This window comes from Sphingobium sp. GW821-FHT02B05, assembly GCF_059421905.1.
The window spans coordinates 450617-466197 of record NZ_JBWKVW010000001.1; the positions used below are offsets into that span (position 1 = coordinate 450617).

Annotated in this window: 12 protein-coding genes; 10 read left to right on the top strand and 2 right to left on the bottom strand. The window is 64.3% G+C overall.

Annotated elements, in window-relative coordinates:
• Nucleotides 1–355: 355 nt before the first annotated feature.
• From AC07UX_RS02370 to AC07UX_RS02405, 8 genes are all read left to right on the top strand, one after another.
• Entirely contained in the window at nt 356–1201 is an 846-nt protein-coding gene (locus AC07UX_RS02370; protein ID WP_495190414.1) for an XrtA system polysaccharide deacetylase, read from the top strand.
• On the top strand, nt 1198–2268 hold the full coding sequence (locus AC07UX_RS02375) for a FemAB family XrtA/PEP-CTERM system-associated protein (protein WP_495190415.1): 1071 nt from the start codon (nt 1198–1200) through the stop codon (nt 2266–2268). Before AC07UX_RS02370 ends, AC07UX_RS02375 begins: the two co-directional genes overlap by 4 nt.
• Nucleotides 2269–2333: 65 nt before the next feature.
• On the top strand, nt 2334–3407 hold the full coding sequence (locus AC07UX_RS02380) for a FemAB family XrtA/PEP-CTERM system-associated protein (protein ID WP_495190416.1): 1074 nt from the start codon (nt 2334–2336) through the stop codon (nt 3405–3407).
• Nucleotides 3404–4630: a TIGR03087 family PEP-CTERM/XrtA system glycosyltransferase gene (locus AC07UX_RS02385; protein WP_495190417.1), complete on the top strand. Its 1227-nt coding sequence runs from the start codon at nt 3404–3406 to the stop codon at nt 4628–4630. The genes AC07UX_RS02380 and AC07UX_RS02385 overlap by 4 nt, the downstream gene beginning before the upstream one ends.
• 17 nt (nt 4631–4647) lie before the next feature.
• Nucleotides 4648–6162, top strand: a complete 1515-nt coding sequence (gene xrtA, locus AC07UX_RS02390; protein WP_495190418.1) for an exosortase A — start codon at nt 4648–4650, stop codon at nt 6160–6162.
• 70 nt (nt 6163–6232) lie between these two features.
• Nucleotides 6233–8128 (top strand): XrtA/PEP-CTERM system amidotransferase, encoded by a 1896-nt coding sequence (locus AC07UX_RS02395; protein ID WP_495190419.1) that lies wholly within the window; start codon nt 6233–6235, stop codon nt 8126–8128.
• Nucleotides 8129–8192: 64 nt separating this feature from the next.
• Nucleotides 8193–9545: a sugar transferase gene (locus tag AC07UX_RS02400; protein WP_495191762.1), complete on the top strand. Its 1353-nt coding sequence runs from the start codon at nt 8193–8195 to the stop codon at nt 9543–9545.
• 3 nt (nt 9546–9548) lie between these two features.
• Complete coding sequence (locus AC07UX_RS02405) at nt 9549–10679, top strand: glycosyltransferase (RefSeq protein WP_495190420.1); 1131 nt, start codon at nt 9549–9551, stop codon at nt 10677–10679.
• A 7-nt stretch (nt 10680–10686) separates the two neighbouring features.
• Here the strand turns inward: AC07UX_RS02405 and AC07UX_RS02410 are convergent, their stop codons facing one another.
• Nucleotides 10687–12387: an amidohydrolase gene (locus tag AC07UX_RS02410; RefSeq protein ID WP_495190421.1), complete on the bottom strand. Its 1701-nt coding sequence runs from the start codon at nt 12385–12387 to the stop codon at nt 10687–10689.
• Nucleotides 12384–13253: an NAD(P)-dependent oxidoreductase gene (locus tag AC07UX_RS02415; protein ID WP_495190422.1), complete on the bottom strand. Its 870-nt coding sequence runs from the start codon at nt 13251–13253 to the stop codon at nt 12384–12386. Before AC07UX_RS02415 ends, AC07UX_RS02410 begins: the two co-directional genes overlap by 4 nt.
• 95 nt (nt 13254–13348) lie before the next feature.
• On the opposite strand from AC07UX_RS02415, the gene AC07UX_RS02420 reads away from it, so the two are divergent.
• Both AC07UX_RS02420 and AC07UX_RS02425 read left to right on the top strand, forming a co-directional pair.
• On the top strand, nt 13349–14596 hold the full coding sequence (locus tag AC07UX_RS02420; protein ID WP_495190423.1) for a threonine ammonia-lyase: 1248 nt from the start codon (nt 13349–13351) through the stop codon (nt 14594–14596).
• A gap of 115 nt (nt 14597–14711) precedes the next feature.
• On the top strand, nt 14712–15530 hold the full coding sequence (locus AC07UX_RS02425; protein ID WP_495190424.1) for an arginyltransferase: 819 nt from the start codon (nt 14712–14714) through the stop codon (nt 15528–15530).
• The last annotated feature ends 51 nt before the right edge of the window (nt 15531–15581 follow it).

Below are 15581 nucleotides of genomic sequence, written 5' to 3' on the forward strand. Positions count from 1 at the left end.
TCTCTGGCCGCGATCGACGCACCCGACGTCGAGGCCCTGCGCGCCGACATGCTGGGCGAGATCGAAGCGCTGCGCGCGGAAATCGCTTCTTTGCGGGCGATGCAGGCGCACGCCCCTTTCGCTCAGCCGGTCGCGGCTCAGTCGGAGGTCGATCCCGAAGCGCTCAAGGCCTGCTTCACCCTGGTCGAGGAACGGCTATCGTCGCTGGAGTTTCGGGCCGAAGAGCAGGACACGGCGCTGCGCCGGGTATTGACGCTGCTTGTCGATTGGGTCGAACGCGAGGAACGCATGGCGGACCATCAGGAAGGCGTCGCCGCCTGACCGGGGTTGCCCTCATGGCTGAAGGTGGAGTGTGATGCAGAACGCCCTGTCCGTCGATGTCGAGGACTGGTTCCAGGTCGGCGCGTTCGAGCGCACGCTGAAGCGTGCCGATTGGGACGGGCTGACCCACAGGGTCGAAACCAATACCGACGCGGTATTGGACCTGTTTGCGCAGGCGGACGTCAAGGCGACCTTCTTCACGCTGGGCTGGGTCGCGGAACGCTATCCAGCGCTGATGCGCCGCATTGCCGAGGCCGGCCATGAAATCGCCAGCCATGGCTACGATCACGCGCGCGTCTTCACCTTCACGCCCGAAGAGTTTCGCGCCGACCTGCGCAAGGCGCGCGCGATCCTGGAGGATGCGAGTGGGCAGGCTGTAACCGGCTATCGCGCGCCCAGCTTCTCCATCGATCCGCGCACGCCCTGGGCGCATTCGATCCTGGCGGAAGAGGGCTATCGCTATTCCTCCAGCGTCGCACCGATTCGGCACGACCATTATGGTTGGCCGGATTCGCCGCGCTTCGCCTGGAAACCGGTGGCTGGATCGCCATTGGTCGAACTGCCGGTGACGACCGCCAAATGGGGCAAGCGCACATTGGCGGCGGGCGGCGGCGGCTTTTTCCGCCTGCTGCCCTACGGCTTTTCGCGCTGGGCGATCAGGCAGGTCAACGAGCAGGCTGGCCGCCCCGCGATCATCTATTTCCACCCTTGGGAAATCGACCCGGACCAGCCGCGCGTCGCGCAAGCACCGCTGCGGTCGCGCCTGCGCCATTACAGCAACCTGTCGGTCATGGCCGCCAAGCTGCGCCGCCTGACCCAGGATTTCGCCTGGACCCGCGTGGATGCGCTGGCCGATGCGGAAGCGGCGCGGGCGTCATGATATTGGGCAATGCCGCTGATCTGGCGGTCGTGATGCTGGACGTCGGCGATGCGTCGCAGGCGCAGGCCGCGGATGCCTTCGTCGCTGGTCATGCGGATGGTACGCCTTTTCATCGCACCGCCTGGCTACGGGCCATCACGCAAGCCACCGGACATCGCGCTGTGTTGCTGGCCGCAGTGGCCCCCTCCGGCGATATGAAAGGGTTGCTGCCGCTCCATCATGTGAAGAGCCGGCTGTTCGGCAAAGCGCTCGTATCGACCGCATTTGCCGTCGATGGCGGTTTGCTGGTTGCCGATCACCGGGCAGTGGCGCCGCTGGCGGCGGCCGCGCAGCAAATGGCGCGGGATAAAGGCGGGATATCGGTGGAGTTGCGTGGCGGACCGGCGCCGGGCGACGACTGGCACCTGAGCGAGGGCGAATATGTCGGCTTTATCCGGCCGATCGCGGCGGATGACGAGGCGGAGTTGCTGGCCGTGCCGCGCAAGCACCGCGCAGAATTGCGCAAGGCGCTGGCCAACCCTGCTCTCAGCGTCGAAACGGGCCGGAGCGATCGCCTGCTGCGCGATCATTATCATGTCTATGCAACCAGCGTGCGCAACCTGGGCACGCCTGTATTCCCCCCAAAGCTGTTCAAGTCGGTGTTGCAGCATTTTGGCGAGGAAGCCGACCTGCTGGTGGTACGGGATGGCGATCGACCGGTGTCGGCGGTGCTTTCCCTTTATCATCAGGGGCGGGTCATGCCCTATTGGGGCGGCGGTGTTGCCGATGCACGCCAGTTACGCTCCAACGAACTCATGTATTATCGCCTGATGGGTCATGGCCGTGTGCGTGGCATGACCGCTTTCGACTTCGGCCGATCAAAGGCAGGCAGCGGGCAGGCGGCATGGAAGAAAAGCTTCGGCTTTGAGCCCATGCCGCGCGTCTATCACGACTGGTCGGCGGATGGGGCAGGGCGCGACGTCAATCCGCATAGCGCCAGATATCGGAGGCGGGTCGACCTGTGGAAGCGGTTGCCGCTACCGGTCGCGAACCTGTTGGGACCGATGATTTCGCGCGGTCTCGGTTGAGACGCACACCAAATATTCAATCCTGATCGTCAGGATCAGGCACGGGTGGCAAGGGAAATACGTCCATGAATGCAATTACCGGTCTGGGCGTCATTATCGACGAAGCGCGGCTGGCCGACAGCGCGAGTGTCGCGGAACTGGATGCCTGGGTGCTGGCGCATCCGGACTCGACGCCGTTCCACCGACCCGGCTGGATCAAGGGCGTGGAGGCCGGCACCGGGCAGAAGGCGAAGATGCTGGTCGCTCGCCTGTTCGGTCGGGAGATTGTCGGCCTGTTGCCGCTGACATCCATCCGCTCCGCCCTGTTTGGTCGTGCGCTGGTCAGCAGCGGTTTCGCCGTGGATGGCGGCATATTGACCACCGATCGCAAGGCGGGGGCCGCACTGGCCGACGCCGCCTGGACGATGGCGGAGCAGCTGGGTTGCGACACTTTGGAACTGCGGGGCGGTGAAACGCCAAGGGGGGCGTCTTGGCAGGAAAAGGCCGACGCCTATCTTGGTTTCTCCCGGCCTCTTGCCGCCGATGACGAGGCGGAACTCAAGGCCGTGCCCAAGCGGCACCGTGCCGAAATCCGCAAGGGGATCGGCAACGACCTGACCTTCGAAATGGGTCGGGACAAGCGGTTGCGCGATATTCATTATCGGCTCTATGCCCATAGTGTCCATAATCTGGGCACGCCGGTCTTCCCTCGCGCGCTGTTCGAAGGAGTCATGAACCGTTTCGGCGACGATGCCGATATCGCCATGGTGTCCAAGGATGGCGTACCCTTGTCGGCGGTCATCAGCTTCTACCATCGCGGTGCCTGCATGCCTTACTGGCATGGCGCGGCAGCTGGCGCGCGCGCGATGCGATCGAACGAATTTCTCTATTTCAGCCTGATGCGCGCCGCGCGCGAGCGGGGCTGCACGACCTTCGACTTCGGCCGGTCCAAGGTCGGCACCGGTCCCGCCGCCTGGAAGAAGACATGGGGCTTTGAGGGCGAGCCGCTCGGCTATCATCTGCGCACGGCGCCGGGCAAGGAAACCCGCGACGTCAATCCGCTCTCGCCCCAATATCGGCGCAAGGTCGAACTGTGGAAGAAGCTGCCGGAGCCGATCGCCAACCTGATCGGCCCGCACATCGCGCGAGGGCTTGGATGAGCGGCGATATCCTCTTCCTGTGCCATCGCATCCCCTTTCCGCCGGATCGGGGTGACAAGATCCGGTCCTATCATCTGCTGAAGCGCCTGGCAGAGGTCGCCCCGGTCCATGTCGGTTGCTTTGCCGATGATGATCGGGACTTGGGTTTCGCAGGCGAAATGGCGCAGGTCGCGACCAGCCAGTGCGTGCTGATGCGCGACCGGTCGAAGGTGGTGGCCGGCCTCACCGGTCTTGCCCGGCGACGGTCGCTGCTCATATCGTTGTTCGATCACCCCGGCCTGCATCATTGGGTGGCGCAGACATTGGCGGAACGGCCCGTCCGTGCTGTCGTCGCCTATTCGGCGCAGATGGCGCATTTCGTGCCGATCCTGCCACCGGACGTGCGTTTCCTGATGGATTTCGTCGATTTCGATTCCGCCAAATATGCGACCTATGGCGCGCAGGGCAGCGGGCCGATGGGCTGGATCAATCGGCGCGAAGGCCGCGTGCTCTTCGATTTCGAACGGCGGACGGCGGCGCGTGCAGATGTCAGCAGCTTCGTGAGTGGCGCGGAAGCCGCGCTGTTCCGCGACGCTTGCGGTCTTGGCCCTGACCGAGTGGTGGCGATTGAGAATGGCGTGGCGCTCGACTATTTCGACCCCGCCGTCAGCTTTCCGCCGGTGGAAAGGGGGGAAGGGCCGTTGCTCGTCTTCACCGGGCAGATGGATTACCGCCCCAATATCGAGGCGGTGGAAAGTTTCGCGCGCCAGACGCTGCCGGCGATCCGCACCGTCCACGCCGATGCGCGCTTCGCCATTGTCGGGCGCAACCCGGCAAAAGCGGTGGAGGCATTGACCGTTCTGCCGGGCGTGATCGTCACCGGCGGCGTGCCCGACGTACGCGGCTGGCTGGCGGCGGCGGATGTGGTCGTCGCGCCGCTTCGTATCGCGCGCGGCATCCAGAACAAGGTGCTGGAGGCGATGGCGATGGGCCGACCGGTGGTGGCTTCGCCGCAAGCCGCCGAAGGCATCGACGCCGCGGATGACAAGCATTTTCTGATCGCGGCCAATCCAGCGGAGGAAGCGGCGAAGATCGTCGCGCTGCTCGCCGATCCGGCGCATGCGCAGCGTTTGGGCATTGCCGCACGGGCGCGGATGGAAGAGCGCTATCGTTGGTCCGCAACGCTGCGCGATTTGCCAACGCTGTTGTACGGACAACCTGCTGCCGGCGTGCGGGCGGCGTGACGGATCGCGCTATCCTGATGGACCGGCTTCCATTTGGCGATCTGGCTGGTTGGCGTGGTCATCTGACCGCGCTGGGCGTCGTGGCCTTCGCGATTCTTGCGCTGTTCTTTGCCGATGTACGCAGCATGGTGTCGATCTGGTGGAATGCCTCGACCTTCGGCCATTGCCTGTTCATCCCCTTCCTTATCGCCTGGCTGGTGCAACAGCGCCTGCCGGGCTTGCGCCAGTTGGAACCGGTCGCATGGCCGCCGGGCCTGATATGGCTGGGGATGGGGGCTTTCGCCTGGCTGCTGGGCGCGGCTGCTGGCGTAGCGATGGTGCGCCACGGTGCGCTGGTCTTGATGCTCCAGGGGGCAACCGTCTCCCTGCTGGGGCCAGCCGTGGCGCGGGCCTTGTTGTTTCCGCTCTTCTACGCCTTTTTCATGGTGCCCTTTGGTGAAGAGATCGTCCCGCCGCTGCAATTGCTGACGGCGCGGCTTGCCATGGTGCTGCTCGATCTGTCCGGGGTGCCGGCCCATATGGAGGGCATCTTCATCACTACCCCCACCGGCTATTTCGAAGTGGCGGAGGCCTGTTCGGGCGCGAAGTTCCTGATCGCCATGACCGCTTATGGCGCGTTGGTCTGCAATGTCTGTTTCACAAGCTGGCCGCGTCGCGCGGTGTTCATGATCGGCGCGCTCAGCCTGTCGGTGCTGGCCAATGGCGTGCGCGCCTTCGCCACGATATTGGTCGCGCATCTGACCACGGTGGATGCGGCTGTGGGTTTCGATCATGTCGTCTATGGCTGGGTTTTCTTCGCAATCGTCATGATCGTGGTCATGGCGACCGCATGGCCCTTCTTCGATCGCAAGCCGGGCGATCCATGGTTCGACCCGCGCGCGTTGCAGGGCGCCGTGCAAGGCGCCTCGCGGGCGGGCGCCATGGCCGGAACGGCATTGGCGATCATTGTTGCCGCGCCGCTTTGGCTCGCCGCCACGGCCGCCGCTGCCGATCCGCTGCCGACGGTGTTGACGATGCCCAATGTGCCCGGCTGGTCGCGGACCGCCGCGCCCCAGGCCTATCCCTGGAAGCCGCGCTTCGACGGAGCTGACCATTTCGTCATCGGCCGTTACAGCAATGCGCGCGGGCAGGTGGTGGACCTCGCCATCGCGGCCTATGCCGCGCAGGGGGAGGACCGCAAGCTGGTCGGCTTTGGCCAGGGAGCTGCCGATCCCGACAGCGAATGGGTCTGGTCCTCGCCTGCTCGCGCGCCGGCGGATGCGCGAGGTGAACAAATCACGGCACCCGGCCCGGTCGTGCGTCATGTGGTGAGTTTCTACCGCGTCGGCCATGGCGTCACGACCGGCAGCAGGCCGGCGATCAAGATGGCGACGATGAAGGCCCGATTGCTGGGGCAGGATCAGCGCGCCGTGGCGATCCTTGTCTCGGCGGAGGAAGCGGAAGGGCAGCCGTCCGATGCCGCGATCCATGCTTTCCTGATGGATCTGGGCGATGTGCAGCGTCTGGCCGACCGCAGTATCGGCATCCGATGATTTGGATTTGCGCCTATTGCGAGCCGTCGGCTGTTCCAGCTGACTTCATAATGTTCTAAAGCCTATTTGCATGTGCGGCATAGCGGGCATCTTCCATCTCGAAACGGCCAAGCCCGTGGACCCGGCACGGGTGCGCGCGATGCTGGACGCGATGCAGCATCGCGGCCCGGACGGCAGCGGCATCTGGACCGCGCCGGGCGTGGGGCTGGGCCATTTGCGCCTGTCGATCATCGACCTGGAATCTGGTGCGCAGCCGATGCTGACCGAGGATGAAAGCCTGACGGTCATATTCAACGGCGAAATCTATAATTTTGCCGAGGTGCGCGCCGAACTTGAGGCGAAGGGCCATGTCTTTCGCACCCACAGCGACACTGAAGTGATTCTCCACGGTTATCGCCAATGGGGCGAGGATTGCGTGCAGCGCTTCAACGGCATGTTCGCCTTTGCCCTGTTCGATGCGCGAGCGCAGGCATTGTGGCTGGTGCGTGATCGCATGGGGGTCAAGCCGCTCCATTATACGCTGCTGTCGGATGGCAGCCTGATCTTCGGATCGGAATTGAAAAGCCTGCTCGCCCATCCGCTGCTGCGGCGTGCCCCGGATCTGTCGGCGGTTGAGGATTATATGGCCTATGGCTATGTGCCCGACGACGCTTGCCTGGTTGCCGGCGTACGCAAGCTGGGCGCGGGCGAAACGCTGCGGCTGGTGCGCGGCCGGCCTTTGCCGCAACCGCAGCGCTATTGGGATGTCAGCTTTGCCGACCGGACCAAGGCAAAGCCGGAAGCGCTGGAGGAAGAACTGGTCGCATTGATGCGGCAGGCGGTACGATCGCGCATGGTCGCGGACGTGCCGCTGGGCGCTTTCCTGTCGGGCGGCGTCGACAGCAGCAGTGTCGTGGCGCTGATGGCGGAGGCATCTGCCCAGGCGGTCAAGACCTGCACCATCGGCTTCGATGTCGCCAGCCTGGACGAGACGGCCTTTGCCGACCGCATCGCGCGCCGTTTCGCCACCGATCACAGCAGCCGAATCGTATCACCGGATGATTATGGGTTGATCGACCGGCTGGCCTTCCATTTTGACGAACCTTTCGCCGACGCATCCGCATTGCCGACATTCCGGGTATGCGAATTGGCGCGCGAGCAGGTGACGGTGGCGCTGTCGGGGGATGGCGCGGACGAAGCCTTTGCCGGTTATCGCCGTCATCGGTTCCAGATGCAGGGGGAGCGCTTCCGGTCGTTTATGCCCGCGTCGGTGCGCCAGCCCTTGTTCGGGACGCTGGGCAAATATTATCCCAAGGCCGACTGGGCGCCGCGCGCGCTGCGGGCCAAATCGACTTTCCTGGAACTGGCAGGGGAGGGCGGGGAAGCCTATGCCGCGTCGGTCGGCGTGACCCCTCACGCGCTGCGCCAACGGCTGTTCAGTCAGGACATGAAGAGCCGGCTCGGTGCCTATCGGGCGGAGGATCGCTATATCAAGGCGATGGCCGATGCCCCGGCGCGCGATCCGCTCGACCGGGCGCAATATGCCGATATCCGCATCTGGCTGCCCGGCGATATCCTGACCAAGACCGACCGGATGAGCATGGCCGTGAGCCTGGAAGCGCGCGAACCGCTGCTGGACCATCGGCTGGTCGAGTTCGCCGCGCGACTGCCGGTAGCGCAGCGTATCCGGGGCAATAGCGGCAAATATCTGCTGAAGAAGGCGATGGAGCCGTTCCTGCCGCAGGACATCCTATACCGCCAGAAAATGGGCTTCGTCACGCCGATCAGCGCCTGGTTCCGCGGCGCGCTGGCGGGCGAAGCGACGGCGATCGCCGGCGGATCGGCGTTGGCGAAGACGGGCTGGTTCGACACGTCCATGCTGGCGAAGGTGGCCGCGGATCATCGGTCCGGCGTGTCCGATCATGGCCGGCTGCTGTGGCAGTTGTTGATGCTGGACAAGTCGCTGACCCGGCTGTTCGGGAGTTGATCGCACCCCCTTGCAACGCATCGTCCGCAGTGCCAACGGGGCGCATGACGATGAACAGGGCGCAATGGTGACAGTTTCCAAGGAAATCGTGCGGCTGCGGCTCTATGCGCTGTGCCTGGCGGGGGACATGGCGGGCTTGTTCTGCGCTTTTCTGGCCGCCAACTGGTTCGTACTGGGCGCGCTCTGGGGGGAGCCGGGCAAGCCCCATGGTCTGGTGATGTTCGCCATGATCGCGCCGCTTTATGCCCTGCTGGCGGTGCAGGGCGGCGCTTATGGCATCAACACGCTCGACCGGGTGCGGCGTGGCATCGTGCGCGCGCTCTGGGCGCTGGCGCAGGCGGCGTTGCTGATGCTGCTGATCGTCTATCTGGGCAAGATTGCCGAGCAACTCTCGCGCCTGACCTTCATCACCGGTCTTGCGCTGGGCGCCGTTGCGGTAACGTTGGTGCGGCTAGCCGTCGTGCGCTTGGCAGTGCGGGTCTTGGGCGATGTGCCGCATCTGACCGCCGTGATCCTGGATGGCGTGGCGATCGAGACGGGGCCGCATATGGACGTGATCGACGCCGATGCCGCCAATCTTCATCCCGAACGACATGATGCCGACATGGCGGCGCGGCTGGCGGCGGCGGTGGGCATGGCGGAGCGGGTGATCGTGGCCTGTCCGCTCGATCGGATGACCGACTGGTCGGCCGCGCTCAAGTCGCTGTCGGCGCGGGGCGAGATCGTCGTGCCCGAACTGCTGCGCTTCGCGCCCGCGCGGATCGACGAGTTTGATGGCCAGCCGACGATCATCGTCGCGGGCGGTCCGCTGCATTTCCGGGATCGACTGATCAAGCGTTTGTTCGACCTGATCGTCGCCACGGTCGCCACGATCCTCCTGTCGCCGATCCTGATCGGAGCCGCGCTGGCCGTGCGCCTGAGCAGTCCCGGTCCGGCACTGTTCCGCCAGCCGCGCATCGGCAAGGATGCCCGTCCCTTCGCAATCTACAAATTCCGGTCGATGCGCAGCGAGGCGAGCGACCACAAGGCCGCGACGCTGACGAAGCGCGACGACGATCGTGTCACCGGCGTCGGCGCTTTTCTGCGCAAGACCAGCATCGATGAACTGCCGCAGCTGTTCAATGTGCTGAAGGGCGACATGAGCATCGTCGGCCCGCGTCCTCATGCCGCTGCGGCCAAGGCCGGCGACAGCCTCTATTGGGAAGTCGATGTGCGCTATTGGGAGCGGCATTGCATCAAGCCGGGCATGACCGGCCTGGCGCAGGTGCGCGGCCATCGCGGCTCGACCGACCATCATCAGGATCTGATCGACCGGCTTCAATCCGACCTGGAATATGTCAGCGACTGGTCGATCTGGCGCGACCTGCGGATCATCGTCGCCACGCTGGGCGTGCTTGTCCATCACAAGGCCTATTGAGCAATGGCGACCAACCTGATCCTTGCCGCGATTCTGCTGCTCTGCCTAACCGTGGTGGCGTGGCCGTTTCTTTTCTATCCGCTGATCCTGCGCCTGCTATCGACGCGGCCCGAAACGCCCGTGGAAGCATCGACGCCCAGCGCTTCCCTGCTGTTCTGCGCCTATAATGAAGCGGCGGCGATGCCGGAAAAGCTCGCGAATCTCTCCATGCTGAAGGCACGGTATCCGACCCTTGAAATACTGGCTTTCGACGATGGATCGTCGGACGGCACGGGCGATCTGATCGCGGCGCAGGGCGGCCTTGTGACGCTGATCCGTGGCCCTGGCCGCAGCGGCAAGGCGCATGGCATGAAGCAACTGGCAGCGCAGGCGGAGGGCGACGTTCTGATCTTTACCGACGCCAATGTGCTGCTGGATGCGGATGCGATCGACAATCTGCTGGCGCGCTATGCGGACCCACAGCTTGGCGGCGTGCTGGGGTCACTCCATTATATCGGCGCGCAAGACAGTGCGACCGCTTCGGTCGGTTCGCTCTACTGGCGGATCGAGGAAAAATTGAAGGACGAGGAATCGCGGACCGGCAATGTGCTGGGCGCAGATGGCTCCATCTTCTCGATCCGGCGCAGCCTGTATCCCGCTTTCCCCGACAGCGTGCTGGACGACCTGACCGTATCCATGGCCGTGGTCTTTGCCGGCAAGCGCCTCGTCAAGGCGAAGGATGTGATCGCGCGGGAGCGGCTGGTGACCGCCCGTAAGGACGAGTATCGGCGCAAGGTGCGGATCGCCGCTCGCGCATGGCACACCCATGTCCATCTGCGCCCGCAACTGCGGCGCATGGGCGCGCTCGACCGGTTCAAATATGCCTCGCGCAAGATCGTCCGCTGGTTTGGCGGGCTGTTCATCCTGATCGGCGCGGTGGCGGCCGGGGCGCTCGCCATGCGCCTGTCGCCGGGGCTCTATCTGGCGGGAGCGTTGGGCGTGGCGCTGGTCGTGTGGATCGGCGTGCGCGCGAAGAGCGGTCCCTTCGCCGCGCTGGTCGATATATTGATCGCCTATGCCGCAACGCTGCAAGGCGTGGCCAAGGCGATGACGGGGCGGACCGTCACCGTCTGGAACCCAGCCCAGTCTCGTTAAGCCGGGCCTACTGCCCCTTCACATAGACGCGCTTGCCGCCGATCCAGGTTTCCAGCACCTGCGTCTGGCGGATGTCGGCGGGACGGGCAGCCGAAATATCCCTGTCGATCAGCAGGAAGTCGGCGCGCTGGCCGGGGACCAGACTGCCGAACTTCTTCTCGGCAAAACCGGCATAGGCCGCCTGCCGCGTGAAGCCGTCCAGCGCGGCTTCGAACCCGATCCGCTGCTCCGGCTTCCAGCCTCCGGCCGGTTCGCCCTTCGCATCCTCGCGGCTCATCGCCACGGCAATGCCGGCAAAGGGATTGGGACTTTCCACCGGCACGTCGGACCCGAAGGCAAGGGGCACGCGATTGTCCAGCATCGTCTTCCACGCATAGGCGCCATCGAGTCGCGCTTCGCCCAGACGCGCGGTCGCCATGCGCCAGTCGGACGCTTCATGAACAGGCTGCATCGACGCGATCGCGCCCAGTGGGCCAAAGCGCGGCAGATCGCTGGGGCTGATGATCTGCGCATGTTCGACACGCCAGCGACGATCGCCCTTATAGGTGTCGTTCAGTTCATCGATCGCATTCAGTAATTCATGATTGGCGGCATCGCCGATCGCATGGACGGCGACCTGAAAATTATCCATCGCCGCGCGGCTCATGAAATTGCGCAATTGCGTGTCGGGGATCATCGGCAGGCCGCGCTGGCCCGGCGCATCGGCATAGTCCGCGCGCAGCCACGCCCCGCGCGAACCCAGTGCCCCGTCGAGCAACAGCTTCACGCCGCCCATGCGCAAATGATCGTCATAGAGCCAGGGCGTCGGTTCCGGCCCGGCGATCAGCACCATATTGTCGATGCCATAGGCATAGGACATGATCCGCACCCGCAGCGCGCCGCGATCCGCCGATCGGCGGAATGCCTGCCAATCCTCGATACTGGTACCCATGTCGGCAATGCCGGTGATCCCAACGGCCAGCAGCGCCCTCTGCGCCTTTTCCAGTGCCGTGTCGCGGTCCCTGGGCGCCGGGGGCGGCACGACCCGCTGGATCAGCTCCATCGCCTTGTCGACGAAGACGCCGGCCGGCTTGCCGCCCGCCATTTCGATCCGGCCGCCCATCGGCACCTTGGTCGCAGCAGAGATGCCGGCCGCGCGGATAGCCGCGCTGTTCGCCCAGCCGGCGTGTCCGTCGACCCGCTCCAGCCAAACCGGCATGTCGCCCACCGCGGCATCCAGTTCGGCGGCGGTCGGGAAGCGGCCGAGGCCCCATTGCTCCTGATTCCAGCCGGTACCGATAATCCATTTGCGGCTATCATTGGCCTGCGCATAGGCACGGATCTTCGTCTGCGCCTCCGCCAGCGATCGCGTGTCCGACAGGTCAAGCGTAATGAGCGACAGGCCATAGCCCATGACATGCCCATGCGCATCGATCAGGCCGGGGATCATCGTCTTGCCGCCGGCATCCATCTTGAACGCGGGCGCCTTGGGCCGTTCGGGCCACGGCTGGCCGCGCTTGGGCTTTTTGGGCTTATATTCCGGTTCCTTGTACCGCTCGGTCAGCAGTTTTTCGACCTTGCCGTCATCGTCGATCTGCAAGGCGACGAAGTGTATGACCTTGCCATTGGCGTCGAGCGCGATGCCGTTCACATTGTCGATGACGCCAAATGCCATGGCGGAAGAAGGAAGGGCGATCGCGGCGATCGCCGCCAGCCATGCCGCCTTCATGCGCGAGTAATCCGCCGGACCAGCGCGCTGGTATCCTGCCGGTTGCCGCCCAGCGCCTGCACATCGGCATAATATTGATCGACCAGCGCCGTCACCGGCAGGGTCGCGCCATTGGCCCGCGCTTCTTCCAGCGCCAGGCCCAGATCCTTGCGCATCCAATCCACCGCGAAGCCGAAATCGAAACTATCCTCTGCCATCGTCTTCCAGCGATTTTCCATCTGCCAGCTTTGCGCCGCGCCACCGGAAATCGCCTCGAACACCTTGTCCAGATCAAGCTCTGCCGCCTGCGCGAAACGCAGCGCCTCCGACAGGCCCTGCAATACGCCGCCGATGCAAATCTGGTTCACCATCTTGGTGGTCTGGCCCGCGCCCGCCGTGCCGACATGCACGATCCGCGCGGCATAGGCCTGCATGACCAGCTTCGCCGCCGCGACCGCCGGTTCGCTGCCACCGCACATGATCGACAGCTTGCCATTTTCGGCGCCCGCCTGGCCGCCCGATACCGGCGCATCGACGCTGTGGATGCCGCGGCTTTCGCCTTCGACGAACAATTGCCGTGCGATCCGGGCCGACACGGTGGTATGATCGATGAACAGGCTGCCTTCGCGCATCGTCCGGAACGCGCCCTCGCGGCCCAGCGTGATTTGCGACAGGTCATCGTCATTGCCGACGCAACTGATGACGATATCTGCCTCTTCCGCTGCCTTGGCCGGCGTGATCGCCACCGCGCCGCCATAGGCGTCCGCCCACAGCTTCGCCTTGCCGATGGAGCGATTATAGACGGTCAGGCTATGCCCCGCCTTGGCCAGATGTCCTGCCATAGGGCCGCCCATGACGCCCAGCCCGATAAAAGCGATATTAGCCATATGCCTCGTACATTTAGTGCGCAGGGCCTGCCATAGGGCCAGTTTTCCGACAGTGCCAGTTTCTTCGCCCGCAATTTTCGTTTAGGGGCGCGCTCATGACTACGCTCGCAAAGATCGAAAGCGCCCTGCCGCTGCCCATCACCGTCGACGACATCCTTGCTGCGCGCACCCGCATTTCGGGCGCGCTCGTCAAGACGCCGACGCTGATTAGCCAGACGCTTTCCAACATGCTGGGCTGCAACGTCTATCTGAAATTCGAAAATCTTCAGTTCACCGCCGCCTACAAGGAACGCGGCGCACTCAATCGCCTGCTGCAACTCGATGACGCGGCAAAGGCCAAGGGCGTGATCGGTGCGTCCGCCGGCAACCATGCGCAGGGCCTCGCCTATCATGGCAAGCGTCTGGGCGTGCCCGTCACCATCGTCATGCCGACCACCACGCCCACGGTGAAGGTGACGCAGACGCAGGGCCATGGTGCGACCGTTGTGCAATATGGCGAGAAATTCGACGATGCCTATGCCCATGCCCGGCTGCTGGAAGTCGAGCAGGGCCTGACCTTCGTCCATCCGTTCGATGAGCCGGACATCATGGCCGGGCAGGGCACCGTCGCTCTTGAAATGCTGGAAGACGCGCCGGAAATCGACACTTTGGTCATCCCGATCGGAGGCGGCGGCCTGTTTTCGGGCATGGCGACGGCGGCGCGCGCGATGAAGCCGGATATCCGGCTGGTCGGCGTGCAGGCGGAACTTTATCCGTCAATGTATGACTTCATCAAGGGCGCCGACCTGGCCTGCGACGGCGATACGCTGGCGGAAGGCATCGCAGTCAAGCAGCCCGGCGACATCACCCGCCGCGTTGTCGAGCGGCTGGCCGACGATATCTTGCTGGTCACCGAACGGCGGCTTGAGGAGGCGGTCAGCCTGCTGCTCCAGATCGAAAAGACGGTGGTCGAAGGCGCCGGTGCCGCAGGGCTGGCTGCGTTGCTCACCTATCGCGAGCAGTTCGTCGGGCGCAATGTCGGGCTGGTGCTGACTGGCGGCAATATCGACACGCGGCTGCTGGCCAATGTGCTGTTGCGCGACCTGGCACGTTCGGGCCGTCTGGCGCGTCTGCGGATCATCTTGCAGGATCGCCCCGGCGCGCTGTTCCATGTCGCCCGCATCTTCGATCAGGAGGCGGTCAACATCCTGGAACTGGCGCATCAGCGCATCTTTACCAACCTGCCGGCCAAGGGTCTCAGCCTCGACGTCGAATGCGAAACGCGGGACCGGGCGCATCTTCAGCGGCTCATCGCGGCGCTGGGTGAAGCGGGCTATGAAGTCGCCCCGATCGAGGTTGCCTAACGACGGCGCAGCCACTCCGCTTTTTCGTGGTAAACGCTCTTTTCACAGGGGCCTGCTGACGGCATAGTCGAATGATGATCGAACCGTGCCGTCGCCATGAATGGGAGCCTGGAGCGTGACAGCCGCATTCCGTTTTCCCCGTTTCTTCGTGACGAATCCCAGCCCATGCCCCTATCTGCCGGGCAAGAGCGAACGGAAGGTGTTTACGGAACTCAACGGCGACAATGCGGCCGAACTCAACGACGCGCTGGGGCGGATCGGTTTTCGCCGCAGCCAGAATGTCGCCTATCGCCCCAGTTGCGCGGACTGCTCCGCCTGCGTGTCGGTGCGGGTCGTCGCCAGCGAATTTCAGCCCAACGCGACTCAGCGCAAACTGATCCGACGTAATAGTGATTTGATCGCCACGGCATGCAAGCCGTGGTCGACTGAGGAGCAATTCGCATTGCTCCAGCGCTATCTGGTCGATCGGCATCCCGGTGGCGGCATGACCGAGATGGACGAGATGGACTTTGCCGACATGGTCGAGCAGACGCCTGTCGACAGCTATATCATCGAATATCGCGAACCCGGTGTCGATGGCCGTCCCGGCAAGCTGATCGGCGCCTGCCTGACTGATCGGCAGGGCGATGGCCTGTCGATGATCTACAGCTTCTTCGACACGACATTGGAGCATCGGCCGGGCCTGGGCAATTACATCATTCTGGACCATATCACCCGCGCCGCCGCTGCCGGACTGCCCTATGTCTATCTCGGCTATTGGGTCGATGGGTCGCCGCGGATGCAATATAAGGTCCGCTATCGCCCGCTGGAAAAACTCGGCCGCAGCGGGTGGGTGCGTTTCGATCCGCATGAGCAGGCGCAGGCCATACGCGGCGTTCAGCCGCGCGACGAACCGCCATTGCCGGTCGAACTGGTCGGCATGTTTCGAAAATAGAGATCGCTTCGATCATACTTTCGTCTAAGTTGTTGATTACTATTGGCCATG